This window comes from Clostridium sp. BL-8, assembly GCF_002006495.1.
Lineage (GTDB): Bacteria > Bacillota > Clostridia > Clostridiales > Clostridiaceae > Clostridium.
This window is the reverse complement of record NZ_LZZL01000029.1, coordinates 48,915-64,988: the sequence shown is the minus strand read 5'-3', so window position 1 is coordinate 64,988 and position 16,074 is coordinate 48,915. Positions and strand designations below refer to the sequence as shown.

Annotated in this window: 15 protein-coding genes; 12 read left to right on the top strand and 3 right to left on the bottom strand. The window is 31.2% G+C overall.

Annotation, left to right across the window (positions count from 1 at the left end):
- Positions 1-356 precede the first annotated feature (356 nt).
- The 8 genes from CLOBL_RS11825 (at position 357) to CLOBL_RS11790 (ending at position 8,449) form a co-directional block, all read left to right on the top strand.
- Complete coding sequence (locus CLOBL_RS11825) at positions 357-1,334, top strand: mannose/fructose/sorbose PTS transporter subunit IIA (RefSeq protein ID WP_077859222.1); 978 nt, start codon at positions 357-359, stop codon at positions 1,332-1,334.
- Positions 1,335-1,369: 35 nt separating this feature from the next.
- Positions 1,370-2,176, top strand: coding sequence for a PTS mannose/fructose/sorbose transporter subunit IIC (locus tag CLOBL_RS11820; RefSeq protein ID WP_077859221.1), 807 nt, complete (start codon positions 1,370-1,372; stop codon positions 2,174-2,176).
- Between the two features lie 19 nt (positions 2,177-2,195).
- The gene (locus tag CLOBL_RS11815) at positions 2,196-3,107 is read left to right on the top strand and encodes a PTS system mannose/fructose/sorbose family transporter subunit IID (RefSeq protein WP_077859220.1); all 912 of its coding nucleotides are present in this window, start codon (positions 2,196-2,198) and stop codon (positions 3,105-3,107) included.
- 184 nt (positions 3,108-3,291) lie between these two features.
- Complete coding sequence (locus tag CLOBL_RS11810; RefSeq protein WP_077859219.1) at positions 3,292-3,666, top strand: DUF956 family protein; 375 nt, start codon at positions 3,292-3,294, stop codon at positions 3,664-3,666.
- A 336-nt stretch (positions 3,667-4,002) separates the two neighbouring features.
- Positions 4,003-4,701 carry a response regulator transcription factor gene (locus CLOBL_RS11805; protein ID WP_077859218.1) on the top strand — a complete coding sequence of 233 codons (699 nt, stop codon included), beginning with the start codon at positions 4,003-4,005 and terminating at the stop codon, positions 4,699-4,701.
- Between the two features lie 10 nt (positions 4,702-4,711).
- Positions 4,712-6,172 (top strand): HAMP domain-containing sensor histidine kinase, encoded by a 1,461-nt coding sequence (locus tag CLOBL_RS11800; RefSeq protein WP_077859217.1) that lies wholly within the window; start codon positions 4,712-4,714, stop codon positions 6,170-6,172.
- Positions 6,166-7,416 (top strand): hypothetical protein, encoded by a 1,251-nt coding sequence (locus CLOBL_RS11795; protein WP_077859216.1) that lies wholly within the window; start codon positions 6,166-6,168, stop codon positions 7,414-7,416. Before CLOBL_RS11800 ends, CLOBL_RS11795 begins: the two co-directional genes overlap by 7 nt.
- Before the next feature lie 214 nt (positions 7,417-7,630).
- Complete coding sequence (locus tag CLOBL_RS11790; RefSeq protein WP_077859215.1) at positions 7,631-8,449, top strand: hypothetical protein; 819 nt, start codon at positions 7,631-7,633, stop codon at positions 8,447-8,449.
- Between the two features lie 238 nt (positions 8,450-8,687).
- Here the strand turns inward: CLOBL_RS11790 and CLOBL_RS11785 are convergent, their stop codons facing one another.
- On the bottom strand, positions 8,688-9,482 hold the full coding sequence (locus CLOBL_RS11785; protein WP_077859214.1) for a nitroreductase family protein: 795 nt from the start codon (positions 9,480-9,482) through the stop codon (positions 8,688-8,690).
- A 278-nt stretch (positions 9,483-9,760) separates the two neighbouring features.
- The gene (locus CLOBL_RS11780) at positions 9,761-11,002 is read right to left on the bottom strand and encodes an MFS transporter (RefSeq protein ID WP_077859213.1); all 1,242 of its coding nucleotides are present in this window, start codon (positions 11,000-11,002) and stop codon (positions 9,761-9,763) included.
- Positions 11,003-11,173: 171 nt separating this feature from the next.
- Here CLOBL_RS11780 and CLOBL_RS11775 point away from each other — a divergent pair, with 171 nt between their 5' ends.
- From CLOBL_RS11775 to CLOBL_RS11760, 4 genes are all read left to right on the top strand, one after another.
- Positions 11,174-11,992, top strand: a complete 819-nt coding sequence (locus CLOBL_RS11775; RefSeq protein ID WP_077859212.1) for a helix-turn-helix transcriptional regulator — start codon at positions 11,174-11,176, stop codon at positions 11,990-11,992.
- A gap of 144 nt (positions 11,993-12,136) precedes the next feature.
- Positions 12,137-12,814, top strand: a complete 678-nt coding sequence (locus tag CLOBL_RS11770) for a response regulator transcription factor (protein ID WP_077859211.1) — start codon at positions 12,137-12,139, stop codon at positions 12,812-12,814.
- Positions 12,815-12,837: 23 nt separating this feature from the next.
- The gene (locus CLOBL_RS11765) at positions 12,838-13,881 is read left to right on the top strand and encodes a HAMP domain-containing sensor histidine kinase (protein ID WP_143323863.1); all 1,044 of its coding nucleotides are present in this window, start codon (positions 12,838-12,840) and stop codon (positions 13,879-13,881) included.
- A gap of 220 nt (positions 13,882-14,101) precedes the next feature.
- A complete protein-coding gene (locus CLOBL_RS11760) occupies positions 14,102-15,481 on the top strand; it encodes an MATE family efflux transporter (protein WP_077859209.1) in 1,380 nt (459 codons plus the stop codon).
- Here CLOBL_RS11760 and thpR read toward each other — a convergent pair.
- Positions 15,478-16,020 (bottom strand): RNA 2',3'-cyclic phosphodiesterase, encoded by a 543-nt coding sequence (thpR, locus tag CLOBL_RS11755; protein ID WP_077859208.1) that lies wholly within the window; start codon positions 16,018-16,020, stop codon positions 15,478-15,480. The genes CLOBL_RS11760 and thpR overlap by 4 nt on opposite strands.
- Positions 16,021-16,074: the final 54 nt, after the last annotated feature.

The following is a 16,074-nucleotide window of genomic DNA, read 5'->3' as shown; positions in this document are numbered from 1 at the left end:
TTTTCTTATGTCTTAAAGGAGTATTTTTAATAGTTAAAAAAAAAGAAAAAAGTGTTATCATGAAAACGTAGTCAAGGAGGGGTATCTAGTGAATGTCCCAAAGTAGACTATAATAAAATAATAATATCTAGCATGTTACTGATTCGATCAGGCATAAGCATAGAGAAGTAAAATGATGTAATATTTATTCGTTATATCACATATTTTTGTACAGTTTTTATAGGGTATTATCATATTTTTATGATTTAATTTAATGTACAAATAGTGTGACGAAATCCGGATATGTGTATTTTGTTTTATTTCTAAATGCTTAGGCCTTTTGTTTTTGTAACAAATAAAAAATAGGAGGTATAGAAATGGTAGGAATTATTCTTGCTAGTCACGGAGAATTTGCTAACGGTATCTTGCAATCTGGTAAGATGATTTTTGGAGAACAAGAAAACGTAAAAGCTGTTACGCTTATGCCTAGCGAAGGACCGGATGATCTTAGAGCAAAAGTGAAAGACGCAATCGCATCCTTTGACAACCAAGATGAGGTTTTAATCTTAGTTGATCTTTGGGGTGGTACACCATTCAACCAAGCGAATACTTTATTTGAAGAACACAAAGATAAGTGGGCAATCGTAGCTGGTATGAATTTACCAATGCTTATTGAAGCTTATGGTGCACGTCTTTCAATGGAATCTGCACATGAAATTGCAGCTTATATCTTAAATGCAGGTAGAGAAGGAGTTAAAGTTAAGCCAGAAAGCTTGGAACCAGTAGTTACTGGTAAATCTACAGAAGCGGGAGCAGGGCAGTCTAATGCAGGTGCACCTGGATCATTCGAATATGTTTTAGCTCGTATTGATTCTCGTTTACTTCATGGGCAAGTAGCAACTGCTTGGACAAAAACTGTGAATCCTACACGAATTATTGTCGTGTCAGATGATGTAGCTAGAGATACTCTTCGTAAGAATTTGATTACGCAAGCTTCTCCTCCGGGGGTTAAGGCTCATGTTGTTCCAGTTGATCATATGATTAAACTTGCAAAAGATGATAAGCATTTTGGAGGCCAACGTGCAATGCTTCTTTTTGAAAATCCAAAAGATGTGCTTAGAGCTGTAGAAGGTGGAATACCACTAAAGACAATCAATGTTGGTTCAATGGCTCACTCTCCAGGTAAGGTTCAACCAAGCAAAGTGCTAGCTTTCAATCAAGAAGATATCGATATATTTAATAAGCTTAAACAAGCTGGACTTACTTTTGATGTGCGTAAAGTACCAAATGATTCAAAAGCAAATATGGAAGAAATACTTAAAAAGGCACAAGAGGAATTAAAGAAATTAAAATAATCTAATTATTTAGAGAAAAAGGAGGATTAATAATCATGACTTTAAATATAGTTCAAATTATATTAGTCATTATTGTAGCATTTTTAGCTGGTGTAGAAGGTATCTTAGATGAATTCCAATTTCACCAACCGATAATTGCTTGTACATTAATTGGCTTGGTTACAGGTAATTTACTACCATGTTTAATCTTAGGTGGTACTCTTCAAATGATTGCCTTAGGTTGGGCAAATATCGGTGCTGCTGTAGCACCTGATGCAGCGCTCGCAGCTGTTGCATCTGCAATTATTTTAGTTCTTGGAGGTCAAGGTGAAGCAGGAGTTGCTTCAGCAATTGCTATTGCTGTTCCTCTAGCAGTTGCAGGACTATTATTAACAATTATTTGTCGTACACTTGCTACAGCGTTCGTACATTTTATGGATGCTGCTGCTAAAGAAGGAAATCTTAGAGCTATTGATATGTGGCAAATCGCTGCTATTTGTTTACAAGGTATACGTATTGCGATTCCAGCAGCCATGATCTTAGCAATCGGTGCTGGTCCAATTAGTGCATTACTTGCTGCTATGCCTACTTGGTTAACAGGTGGTTTAGCAATTGGTGGTGGAATGGTTGTAGCTGTTGGTTATGCAATGGTAATCAATATGATGGCTACAAAAGAAGTATGGCCATTCTTTGCAATTGGTTTTGTATTAGCAACTGTTTCACAAATCACACTTATCGGACTTGGTGCAATAGGGGTAGCTTTAGCACTTCTTTACCTAGCACTTAGCAAACAAGGTGGTTCAGGTAATGGTGGAAGTTCAAATACTGGAGATCCATTAGGTGATCTTATTGATAGATACTAAGAAGGGGGAGGACACGAAAATGGCAAAAGAATTAAAATTAACAAAAAGAGATCGTATTTCTGTTTGGTTCCGTTCATTTTTCCTTCAAGGTTCTTGGAACTATGAAAGAATGCAAAACGGTGGTTGGGCATTTGCGATGATTCCTGCAATCAGAAAATTATATAAGACTAAAGAAGAGAGAGCTGCAGCATTAGAACGTCACTTAGAGTTCTTTAACACTCATCCATATGTAGCTTCACCAGTTGTTGGTGTAACATTGGCTTTGGAAGAAGAACGTGCAAATGGTGCACCAATAGACAATGTAACTATTCAAGGTGTTAAGATTGGTATGATGGGACCTTTAGCTGGTATCGGAGATCCAGTTTTCTGGTTTACTGTAAGACCAATTTTAGGAGCATTAGCTGCTTCACTTGCTCTAGGTGGCAACATCCTTGGACCAATTATCTTCTTCTTCGCTTGGAATATAATCCGTATGGCATTTATGTGGTATACACAAGAGTTTGGTTACAAAGCAGGATCTCGTATTAGTGAAGATTTATCAGGTAATATGCTACAAGATATTACAAAAGGAGCATCCATTCTTGGTATGTTCATTTTAGGATCATTGGTTAACAGATGGGTATCTGTTAAATTTGCACCAATAGTATCAACAGTTAAATTAAGTGATGGTGCCTTCATAGACTGGAGCAAACTTCCTCAGGGAGCACAAGGTATTCAACAAGCTTTAATGCAACAAGCATCTGGGATGTCATTAACTGATAGTAAGGTTACAACACTACAAAATAACTTAGATTCATTAATCCCTGGATTTACAGGATTAATAATTACACTTATTTGTATGTGGTTACTTAAGAAGAAAGTATCTCCAATTCTAATTATTCTTGGATTATTTGTAATTGGTATTGTTGCTCATTTGATCGGATTAATGTAACAACTTTTTACTTAGCCTAGGCTTCTTAGCCTGGGCTTTTGTTAACATTAAGGCGTATGAAAGAAAGTAATAATACTAATCAAATATGTGTTACTTTTAATAGGCTTTCGAATAATTGATAAAAACATGTAAAAAATATATAATGAAAATAAATGTATGTATAAATAGAAAAGAGGTAGATCGGATGGTTCAGTCACTCAATACAAAGGTGGATCTAGCAATTGAGGCAACATCTTTTACTGGAGTTGCAGATTATGGTAAAATTATGATCGGTGACAAAGGTTTTGAGTTCTATAATTCTCGTGATTATCGTAAATTTATTCAAATTCCTTGGGAAGAGGTTGACTATGTAATTGCATCCGTATTATTTAAAGGAAAATGGATTCCACGATATGCAATCCGAACAAAGAAAAATGGTACATATACTTTTTCTTCTAAAGAATCCAAAAAAGTACTTCGTGCTGTTCGAAAATATGTTGATCCAAATCATATGGTTTATTCATTAAGTTTTTTTGATGTGGTAAAACGAGCAGTGAAATCGGTATTTAAGAAAAGTTGATGTATTAAAGAAATTATAATTAAATTATGTAAAAAGCAATTTTATTTTGGCTCGTAGTCAAGAAAGTGTTAAATAGATAAGTGAAAAATTCTCAAATGAATGGATTAAATTTTAAAATAAGACTAGATTAGTATTAATATTAATCTAGTTTTTTCATTAAACAAAAAAATAAGGAACTTACTCTTTTATGCAGTGAGCTCTTTTTTTGTGTGTTTAAAATTTTTGGGGAATAAATAATTCATTTGTAACATAATTGTATCGTATTTGTAAAATCTATATATCGAAGTGATATTTAAGAATAATTTAAGTTATAATGGGTGAAAAGGAGGAGGAATTATGGCTCAAAAAAGAATTTTGATCATTGAAGATGAAGATTCCATATCAGATTTAATTTCATTATATCTTGAAAAAGAAAATTTTATTACTGCAGTATCTAATACTGGCCAGGATGGTATTCACCTTGTAGAGAGATTTAAACCTGATTTAATATTGCTTGATTTAATGCTTCTAGACATAAGTGGGTTTGAAGTATGTAAAAGAATCTCCAGCAAATATATTATACCTATTATTATGATTACTGCTAAGTCTGATACTATAGATAAAATATTGGGTATGGAGCTTGGAGCAGATGACTATATTACAAAACCCTTTGATATAAGAGAAGTAATTGTTAGGATAAAGACCGTTTTTAGAAGAATAGATCTAATAGCTGAGGCCTCAGAAGCCAATAACTCTAGTGCAATAAAGCTGAGTAATGGGATTGAAATATATGAAGAAAGTCATGAAATTTTAAAAAATAATGAAAAAATAGAATTCACCAATAGGGAATATAGTTTATTATTATTCTTGGCTAAAAATAAAGGAAAAGTTATTTCTAGAGAGGAATTATTGGATAAAGTGTGGGGATATGATTTCATCGGAGACAGCAGAACTGTAGATATTCATATTCAAAGAATAAGGAAAAAATTAGATGAAACAAAAGGTGTATCTGTGATTGAAACTGTCTTTGGAGTTGGATACAAATTAATAGGATGAGGAAACTATTATGAAGAATTCAATACAATCAAAAATTTTAATTTCATTTTCTATTATTATATATATAGGTCTTTCTATACTTCTTTTTGCCTCCTATAAACTTACTGAGCAAAATGATAATAGTATAGTTTATGCTGATATGATTGAAGCAAAAAAAAATATGGATCAATATTTAAGACAATACTTTTTAATTAATAATATTGATTTTAATGAGGCTTCAATAATAGCAAATGCTAATGATATATCAGTGCAATTGAGTTCAATCGTTGGAGACAATGTGGAGATCTATAATTTAAATGGTAATGAAATATCGCATAATTCAGAGCAGAATAATATAGAGGATAATAATAAAGATTTAACTGATGCAATGAACGGAAAAATCAGCTATGTTACAACTTTTTACGGGGATAAGGCCAAAGTTAGCTTATCGTATCCCATAGAGGTAGATGAAAATTATATTGGAATTCTAAGATATACAAAAGATTATACACAACTTTTTAATAGCACTAAAAGATTCAGATATGTTATTAATATTCTTGTTATAGTAATTTTTAGTATGGTATTTATAGCAGCAGTTATCATATCAAGAAGAATTACTAAACCTATTAAAAAGCTTGAAGAGATTACGGAACAGATATCAAATGGTAATTTTGGCATTAACATAGATGTTAATTCGGATGATGAAATAGGTGATTTGGCAAAAAGATTTAAAATGATGGTAAAAAAAATAGAAGAACAGATAGAAATTATACGAGGAGATAGAGACATGTTAAAGGAATTGCAAGCTCAGAATAAGATCTTCTTTGATAATGTAACACATGAGCTTAAGACTCCTATTACTGTAATCATGGGATATGCACAGGCTATACAAGATAATGAGATTACTAATAAGAAATTATTCGATAAATCAATTGCTTATATCTTTAATGAAAGTAAAAGATTAAATAATATGGTGGTGGAATTATTAGAACTTTCGAAAACTTCTTCAACGAATTTTAGTTATCACTTTGAAAATGTTGATATTGCTGAGCTTATAAAAATGACTACTGATGAAATGAAGATTAAAGGGAAAAAATATAATATTGATATTTGTTGTAGTGTAATGGATAATCTCTTGTTAAAGGGTGACAGAGAAAGATTAAAGGAAGTTCTGATTAATCTTATCGATAATTCAATAAAATATGGAAATGTGAATTCTAAAATTGAGGTAAGTGCTTATAAAGAAAATAATACTATTCTTATAAGAGTTAAGGATGAAGGAGAGGGGATTACGGAAGAAAATATTGAAAAACTGTTTGAACCTTTTTATAGAGCATCGAAAAAAATTTCCAGAGAATTAGGCAGTGCAGGGCTTGGGTTAACTATAGTTAAAAGCATTGTTGAAAAACATGGAGGAAATATTGAGGTCAAGAGCAAGATAAATGAAGGCACCGAAGTAATTGTAAGATTCGAGGAGAATGAGTTATGCTAAAGTTTAATGATTTTAAAAAGCTAAGAAGTTTTTTCTCATTATTTATAACTTTATGTATTTTTATCTTTGGTTTTTATATGATAGGATTTATTTGCATGAAGAATAGTAATACAACAAATCCAGTGATAATAGAAAAAGATCTGTTTGCGGATTCTAATTTAAATAAGAGAGTTCAGGACTTTGTAATAAGCCATGTTGAACAAATAAAGATCCCTAATATTTATTATAATAAGTATGACTATATTGATAATCATCTAATGGAAGCCATGGTATATGATCCAGAAACGGGAATTCCAGAATTAAGTATCTTTGATAAAAATAATAATAACATTTCTTATTTGAATAAGAATATGGGATCCTCTTATATAGGAAAGATAAATTTAGGTTATTCTGAACAAAAAATAATGATGAATCTGTATAGTGATACCAGCAGTAATTATAATGAATTTCATCAAGATATATCTCCAGATGGACAGAAAATATTAGAACTCTTTGCAAATGATGACTATACCATTGAAACTAAACTATATGATGTTGCGCTCAAAGAAGAAACAGCTACTTATGATGAAGCTTTTCCTGTATGCTGGCTTCCAGATAGCAGTGGGTTTGTAGGGTTAGATGACTATTTATTTATACAAAGTGTAAAAAGCGTAGAAAGAAAAAATTTGTTAAAGGTAGATGATATTATAGGTAAAACTACTGATGATGAGACATCAGAAAAGAGAAACTTTGCTTTAGAAAATTTAACAGGTGGCATTGATCTTAAGGTATCTAAAGATGGGAAGTATGCATACATTTTTTCAAGAAACACAGATGAAAACAATTTGACTAACTTATTCAGTGTGAATCTAGAGGATGGGACTTTTACCAAGACAGATGTGCAAGGGATAATTAATAATATAGTACCTTTATCTTCGGATATATTATTGATACAAGGTAAAATAAGCGGAAAAACTGGAACTTTTTTATATAATATAAAGGAAAACGACTTTAAAAACATTCTTAGTGAAGAAGCATTAAGTCTTCAGGTATCTCCTGATGGAGAAAAAATAGCCTATACTGTACAAAACGGTGATACAGTAGATATACATATGGCTTATATAAATTCTGATAATATTAGTAATGATGAAGTGATTTATACGGATCGTAACTATATATCTACAATAAGATGGACTAGAGACAGCAGAAGGCTGTCATGTATAGTTAATAACATAATATATGAATTTTCTTTCAAGAATATGTGATATTGTAATAAGAAATAATGATTAAACAGTTTGTTTACAAATCTGAAATAATTGTCATTATGTCTGAAATATATGGGAGCTATAATAAAAGTATGGAATAGAACTTAACTCTTGTTAGATAAGATTAAAAAAGATAACTCACATGTGGGAATAATATTAAGAAGAAATTAGAGTTAAGATTATTCTAAATACAATATTGAGGAGATTATTTATCATGAAAAAAACAATAATAGTAGCTGCTATTGCTGCAGTAATGGTTACTTCAATTTCAAGTTATGCTGCAACTAATATTAATCAAAAGGCTTCAAATGAAAGTACACAAAACTTGGCAGTAGAGTCTAATGGTGCAGAAGTCACAAATAATCAAGAGAAGTCTAATGGAAACATAGAATATACCAAAATGACATATACTACGGAAAAAGACGGGTCATCTGATATTACTGAAACTTGGGTGAATCCAAAAACTTTTGATTTTAGACAAGATATAATAAGATCAAGTGTTGAAAGTGAAAGTGAAATACCGAAAACTGGTAATGCGGAAAAAGATGCAATGAATGCTAAAAAGATGGCAGCAGCAGCTAATGCTCCAAAGTACACAAGTACTTATACTGAAGATAATGGAAAACGTAATGTGGATATAATAAGAGATGATAATGGAAATCCAGTAAAAGGTACTGAAGATTATGTAACTCAAAAAGAGGCGGATTCTGAGGTACAAATTATACAAAAGAATCAAACATTTGCTGCTCTGAAATCATTATATGCTAATCCAGCAGATTGGAAAGATGAAGGTACAGAGACTACTTCAGACGGAAAAGTATTAAAGAAAATATCATCTGGTGACAAAAATGGAGAGGAAATGCATCTTCTTTATCTTAATGAAGATGGCCTTCCAGTTAAATCAGAATTATATATAAATGGACAACTTGCTGGAGTGGGTACTATGGAATATAAGCTTGTTCAAGATGATGGAAAGATTTTTGATACAAGTGGAGTACAATTGGAGCCACTTAACATAGATCGAAGTAAATAAGAGGAAGCTAGATAAAGCCTATAAAATCTTTAATAATTAATAAAATAAATTCATAATAAAAACATAATATATTTCAGGTTCCAAATGTTATATGTTGCCTACCATTAACTATGACCACTTATATACAGCTTAAATAGCTGCTTACAAGTGGTCATGTTTTTTTATTGTTACAAGTAGATTTACTTATAATGAATTTTAAATTAGATAATAATATTTATTTTAATCTTATAGATTTGCATTACTGATTTATAAAAGTAACCTCTAATGGATTTTTATCAACGAATCTTGGATAAGTATATTTAGGATATCCCACCATAATAGCACCAGTGATTTTCTTATTTTCAGGGATGTTAAATAATTTAAGTAATGGAGAATTATCTTTCATAGCAATTCTTTCAAACATCCCAGCCCAACATGAGCCTAAGCCTAGTGTTGGTGCATATAACTCCAAATATGTTAATGAAAGAATTGAATTTTCTCTTCCTCGTGGAAAGTTTGAATCAGCAGTTGCTAGGACAAGGCTAGATGCTCCACGCAAAATTGTATCAATTCCTTTTTCACGGTATGGTTTTGTAAATTCACTCGATACATTAACCTTTTCAAATTCTTCAATAACAATTTTAACAGCTTTATCAAGTATCTTTCTATCATCTATGATAGTATAAGATATTCCTTGAAGATTATGTCCACTAGGAGCAAAATGTGCAATATTCACAAGATCTATTAATTTTTCTCTTGGGACAGGAGTCTCTTTATATGAGCGGATTGAACGCCTTGAACGAAGGAAGTGTTCTGCCTCTTCAGGGCTTAGTTTTGGAAATTTTTTTGAGCTAGTTTGATTGGCTAATGGTGTTTTTATATTATCAATTGCTTCCCGTGGACATATGGCTACACAATGACCACAGGAAATACACTCTTCACCGCAAATTTCTTTAGGTCCATTTTCACTAAGTTCTAATACACGTTCTGGGCACTCATTTACGCACAAACCACATTTAATACATTTATCTTGATTTACAGTTATTAAATTCATTTTTATCTTCTCCTTTACTTTAAACATATTCCTTTAAGTAATAAGATTTATTTAATAGTATTATCGTATTAAAGATATCTATAATATGCTTAACAATACAAAATTAATGAAAGTAAATTCTTTTTAATACATTATACAATTAAAGAATTCTTTTAAATAGATGATAAATTATCATAGGATAAATAATCACAGCAGTATTATCAATATTAGCAGTAAATAATTATTTAGGAATATGAGCTTGTTATTTTTTTTGATTATGTCTTAAAGTATTTCACAAATTACTGATGAGTTGGTTGATTTCCAGAGGTAAATACACTTGAAGATTTAGCACGATCGTCTCTATTTAAAAGATTGTTAGTGATTAAATAATAAGCACCTGCTAGTAAAAGGACACCGCAGCTTGCAATTGTAATTCCAATAACACCAAATGAATGATATACAGAGGTACTTATCCATGAGCCAAGGGACCCGCCTAAGTAATATCCAACCATATAGAGTGAATTTAATCTACTATGATTTTGGAGACTAAGTTTATAAATCCTTCCTTGATTTAAAGACATATTCATCCTTGAACCAACATCTAAAGTAAATGTTACAAGAATTATAATTATAAGTTTAGACCAGCCTATACCTAAGATTAAAAAAGAGACAAACATTATAGCTAAAGCAAAAAGGTTCCATAAGCTTACTTTTTTGCTATTTGTAAGTTTTCCTGAAAATCCAGCGGCTAACGCACCTGCTATACCTAAAAAGCCAAAGAGTCCAACTATTGCACTTCCATAATTATAAGGAGAACCTTCTAAAATAAAGGACAATGAAACCCAGAAAATATTAAAGGCACAAAAGGCAGCAGCACCAAAAACTATTGTTTCTCTTAATACTTTTTCTTTTTTTAATAATGGAGGTAAAGATAATATGATATTTTTATAGGAACTTTCCTTTTCTACATTATCCTTTGGAAGAGAATAAAATAAATATACTGCAAAAATTAATAAAACTACTGCCGCAAATTCATGAACTCCTCTCCAGCCAATTAATTGGCCTAGAACTCCACCTAGTACTCTTCCGAGTAAAACTCCAAGAAATACTCCGGTTAATAAGTGACCAACTATTATACCTCGTTTTTCTGACGAGATATTTGACGAAACAAATGGGATTATAAGCTGCGCTGAAACACTTGAAATCCCCATAAAAAAGCCTACAATTACTATTAAATTAAAGGTAGAGACTAAAGTCATTAAATATAATAATATAGCTGAACAAATAATACTTAAAATTATTAATAGTTTTCTACTATACCTGTCTCCTAGTGGAACAATGAACAACAATCCCATTGTATATCCTATCTGTATAGATGTTACAAGCTTACCAGATGATGAAGCAGGTATAAAAAAATCATTGGAAATATTGGTTAATAAAACTTGATCGTAGTACAAATTAGCTACCATAATTGCACAAATAATTGATAAAATTAATAATAATTTGTTTGAAAAATTTTTGTTCTCTAAAGCTCTATTCATTTTCACATCTTCCTCTCTATAGCTTATGAAGATAGTGTATAATGAAAGTATTATTTTAAATAGAACCTAAGTTATCATATGATTAATAATACTATGTTTAGCAGATAAGAAGTAAGTGATAAAATTATTCGTATTATCATTAATGATTAAATATAAATGGGAGAGATAATAATGATATCTAAAAACAAGGAACTTGGATTATTTTTAAAAAAGAAAAGGTCAACATTAAGACCAGAACAATTTGGACTTAGTTTCGATAAAAAAAGAAGAGTAAAAGGGCTAAAGAGAGAAGAAGTTGCTGATTTAGCGGGAGTGAGCATTGACTGGTATGTTCGCATTGAACAAGGACAAAATGTTAATCCATCAATCGATGTGTTGCTTTCTTTAAGCAGAGTTTTGCAATTAAATAATGAAGAAAAAAGATATTTATTTAATTTGTCAGATAAAAAGTTGCCTATAGAAGACAGTGCTACCGTTACCATTTCTAATACATTACAAAAATTCTTGGATAATCAAAATCCCAGCATAGCTTATGTTACAGATAGTAAATTAACAATGATTGGATGGAATATGGCGGCACTAAAGGTTTATGGTAACTATGAAGAAATGAATGAAAAAGAGAGAAACTCAGTTTGGAGATCTTTTAATGATGATTATCTAAAGGAGCTGTTAGACAATTGGGAAGGGCATTCTAAATTACGCGTTGAACAATTGAGAGCAAATTACGGCTATTATGAGAATGATAACACAATAAATGCGATTATAAATGAATTAAATGAAAAAAATCCTCTATTTAATAAATGGTGGAATAATCAAGGTATCATGGGAACACCAGAGGGGCAAAAACTTTTACATCATCCTTTAGTAGGAGATTTATATCTAAGTTATATTTCATTTAGATCTACAGAAATAGAGGGGGCAAGTATCACAATTCAAATGCCTATAGATGATGATACAAAAGATAAATTAAAGCAGCTTATGTTAACATAAATTATGTTGTTTGTAATTGTACATAATATATTAGTGGATTTTAAGTGCCATGCTTTGCGTATTGCTAATAAAAACTAGAATTTTAATTCGGTTTATATTGTATTTACATTCATAGTATATATTTACAAGACGGAGGTGAGAAATTTGAATAAAATTTTAGTTATAGATGATGACGGTTATATTAGAGAGCTTATTTGCACAGTACTCAAAAATGAAGGATTTTCTGTGTCAGAAGCTGTAAATGGGAAGGATGCCTTAGAAAAGCTTGGAGAGGAAAAAATTGATCTTTGTGTCCTTGATATTATGATGCCTCAAATGGATGGCTACGAATTTTGTAAACAAGTACGCAGATATTATGAGGATATGCCAATTTTGATGCTGACTGCCAAAAGTGAACTGTCTCAAAAAGTAAAGGGATTTGAACTTGGTGCAGACGATTATTTAACGAAACCCTTTGAGGTTGATGAGTTGCTTGTTCGAATAAAGGCACTTTTGAGGCGCTATAAAGTAGCGGCTTCACAGGTTATTAATATTGGTAATTTAGTCATGGATAAAAGTAGTTACAGCGTTATTAGTAACAATGAACAATGCGATATACCAATGAAGGAATTTGAACTTTTATTCATGCTTGGAAGTTATTCAGGTAAAACACTTTCTCGTGATAGGCTGATTGAAGAGGTTTGGGGCCTTGATTTTGAAGGAAACGAACGAACCCTTGATGTTCATATAAATCGTCTTAGAGAAAGATTTCCATTTGAGGTTTATAAGTTTAAAATTACTACAATTCGTGGACTTGGTTACAGATTGGAGGAAGTGAAGTGAGAGGAAACGAACCTTTGATTTCAATGATACTAATTTTTTTTACAACATTACTTGGTATTACTAGCGGATATTATATTTTCATATTTATTTCAGGGCAATTAGAAAGCATGCCTTTATATCTAATCTTTATTGTTCAAAGTTTTCTTTCAGTTGTGATATATTTTGTAAGCTTGAAAATATATTTTTATTTACACCGGCGATTTACTAATAAGAATAGGAAATTTGATCTTTCACGTTTTCAAATATTAAGTGGAGCTATTGAAGCTATGAACAAGATAGCTTCTGGTGATTTCAATGTGCTTGTCAAAACAAATGAACACGACCCTTTTAATGAGATAGCAGACAATGTCAACAGAATGGCAAAAGAACTGGGCTCTTTAGAAAAACTGCGTCAAGATTTTATATCAGATGTATCACATGAAATACAATCACCGTTAACATCTATCTCAGGATTTGCTGCGCTTTTAAAAAAAGGAAATTTAAGTGAAAGCCAAATATCACATTATGCCAATATAATAGAAACTGAAAGTAGAAGGCTATCTAAATTAAGCGAAAATCTATTAAGATTATCTAATTTGGAATCGGAAGATAATAATTTAAACTTAAAGAAATATCAAATAAATAAGCAGATAGAAAGTATTTTACTCATGCTAGAACCACAGTGGTCAGTGAAAAATATAACACTTGATGTTTCTCTTGAGGAAAACATAATATGTGGAGATGAGGATTTATTAAGCCAGGTATTTATAAATTTGCTTAATAATGCTATTAAGTTTACACCAGAAAATGGGAAAATAGGCGTTAACTTATCAAGCAATGAGAATTCAATTGTATGTAAAATCTCCGATACAGGTATAGGTATTTCACCGCAAGATCAACCGCGAATTTTTGAACGGTTTTACAAAGCAGATAAATCCCGTGACCGTTCTCTAGGTGGAAACGGACTTGGACTTTCAATAGTAAAAAAGATTATTGATTTACATGGTGGGAAAATATCTCTCACAAGTGAAGTTGGAAAGGGGACGGAATTTACTGTTTGGCTTCCTAAGGTAAAATCAAATAAATAGAAATTAATATTTTTATAGCCACAGTCTGAATTAATAGATTGTGGTTTTTCTTTTTGTTTACATTGCGTTTAAATTCGATTTAAATTTAGTTTAAATAGAGATTGTATATTATGTTTGTAGAAACAAAACAGGAATTAGAATTAATAATATTAAAAAAAGATTATGCTTTATTGTTAAATGCTAATTTCATTACTTATACGACATGAAAGGAGTTTTTTATATGGAAAACATAGAAAATATGGATCAAAAATCACTATACTATCTGGAAAAGGCACCTGTTACGAAAGCAATAATACACATGGCTTTTCCTATGATACTAAGTAGTATCACATCAGTTGTCTATAATATCATTGATGCTTTTTTTATAGGTAAGCTTAATAATACTGCAATGATGGCGGCAGTGATGCTGGCACTGCCATTTTCATCAGTATTAATGGCACTTGGGCAAATGTTTGGGGTAGGTTCAGGAACATATATATCAAGACTTTTAGGTGAGGGCAATACAGATGATACCAAAAAAGTTAGTTCAATTAACTTTTGGTCATCAATGCTTATGGGTATTATTTTTATGATGATATGTCTGCCTTTTTTATCTTCTATATTGCCGATTTTAGGAGCAAGTGGTGAAACTCTGCAACATACAAGAAATTTTATTATGATACTTGTTATTGGTTCTCCAGTTATTATTGTTAATATGGCGCTTGAAGCAGCTGTACGTGCGGAGGGAGCATCAACTGTTTCTATGACTGGTACTATAGGTGGTATTATAATTAATATAATACTTAATCCTTTATTCATTTTCGGTCTTAATATGAATGTTATGGGATCAGCGTTGGCGTCTGTTTGTGGTAATATAGCTTCCGTTTTGTATTTTATATATTATCTACAAAAGAAGAGTACTGTTCAGAGTTTGTCAATTAAGTACTTTAAACCAAGTAAAAAAATTTATGGTGAAATTTTTAAGGTTGGAGTTTCAGCTTTATTACTTAGTGGATTTATGGTCATTATAGGTCTGCTTTTCAATAATTATTCCATGATTTATGGAGATAATGTTGTGGCTGGATTTGGAGTTGCACAAAGAGTTGTTCAAATTGTAGATTGTATTGGTATGGGCTTTGCAATGGGAGTTGTACCACTAATTGCATTTGCTTACTCTGCTAATAATCAAAATCGTCTCATGGAAATTGTTAAGAAAACCATATTGTATATTTTGGGTTTAACATTAGTTATAGGAGCAGTTATAAGTATATTCAGGTTACAGATTATTGGTCTTTTCAGTATTGACCCAGAGGTTATTGCCATTGGTGAAATAACTCTCATAGCTCAACTTTCCTCAACTATGTTTGCGGCCCTATGTGAATTTTTTACTGGAATCTTCCAAGCTCAAGGAGCTGGGGTACAATCAAATGTTATGGCCGCTGTAAGAGGTGTTTTATTTATTCCTATTTTGATTGTAGGAAACTTAATATTTGCTGTTAATGGCGTTATTTGGGCTATGACAGCTACAGAGGGAGTATCATGTCTGATAGGAATTATATTATGGCTTAGGGTTAGACAGAAAAATTTGACTGAAATATATGCAAATAAAGAAATGAATTAAATTAAGTTAACTTGATAAATAGGTATGCCGCTTAGTTTTCCATTTATCTCTTTACTTGCCATCAGGCTTATTGCTTTTACTGGAATCATAATTCTTTCAAATTGAATTAGATTATCCAAGCTTACAGATTCTTTATTAAATAACACTCTTCTCCCTAGAGTTATATGAGGCATAAAAAGCTTATCATAAAATGGTATCTTTCCTTCTTTTAATGAGAGGGAAAGCTTCTTGTGAAGCTCAGATAGAGTAGCATTTTCTTCTATTCCAATCCATAAAATATTTGTCTTTTTTTTCTTAAAAATACCTAAGTTATTTATTGACAATTCAAAAGGATTTATGTTTAAAACTGCTTTATCTATAGCTTCTTCTATTTTGGTAATCAGAAGTTCATCAGCTTCACCTATGAACCTAATTGTCAGATGAAAGTTATTCTTTTCTGTAAAATTATCTCCGGTGCAATGTTTTTTTATATCCGACGTTATTTTATTAAAATAATTCTTAGTGTTATTGTCAAAATATATAGCAATGTAGACTCTCAATGGATTTCTTTATCCTTTCCTTTAAGTTATAATAATTATAATTCATATTTAGTA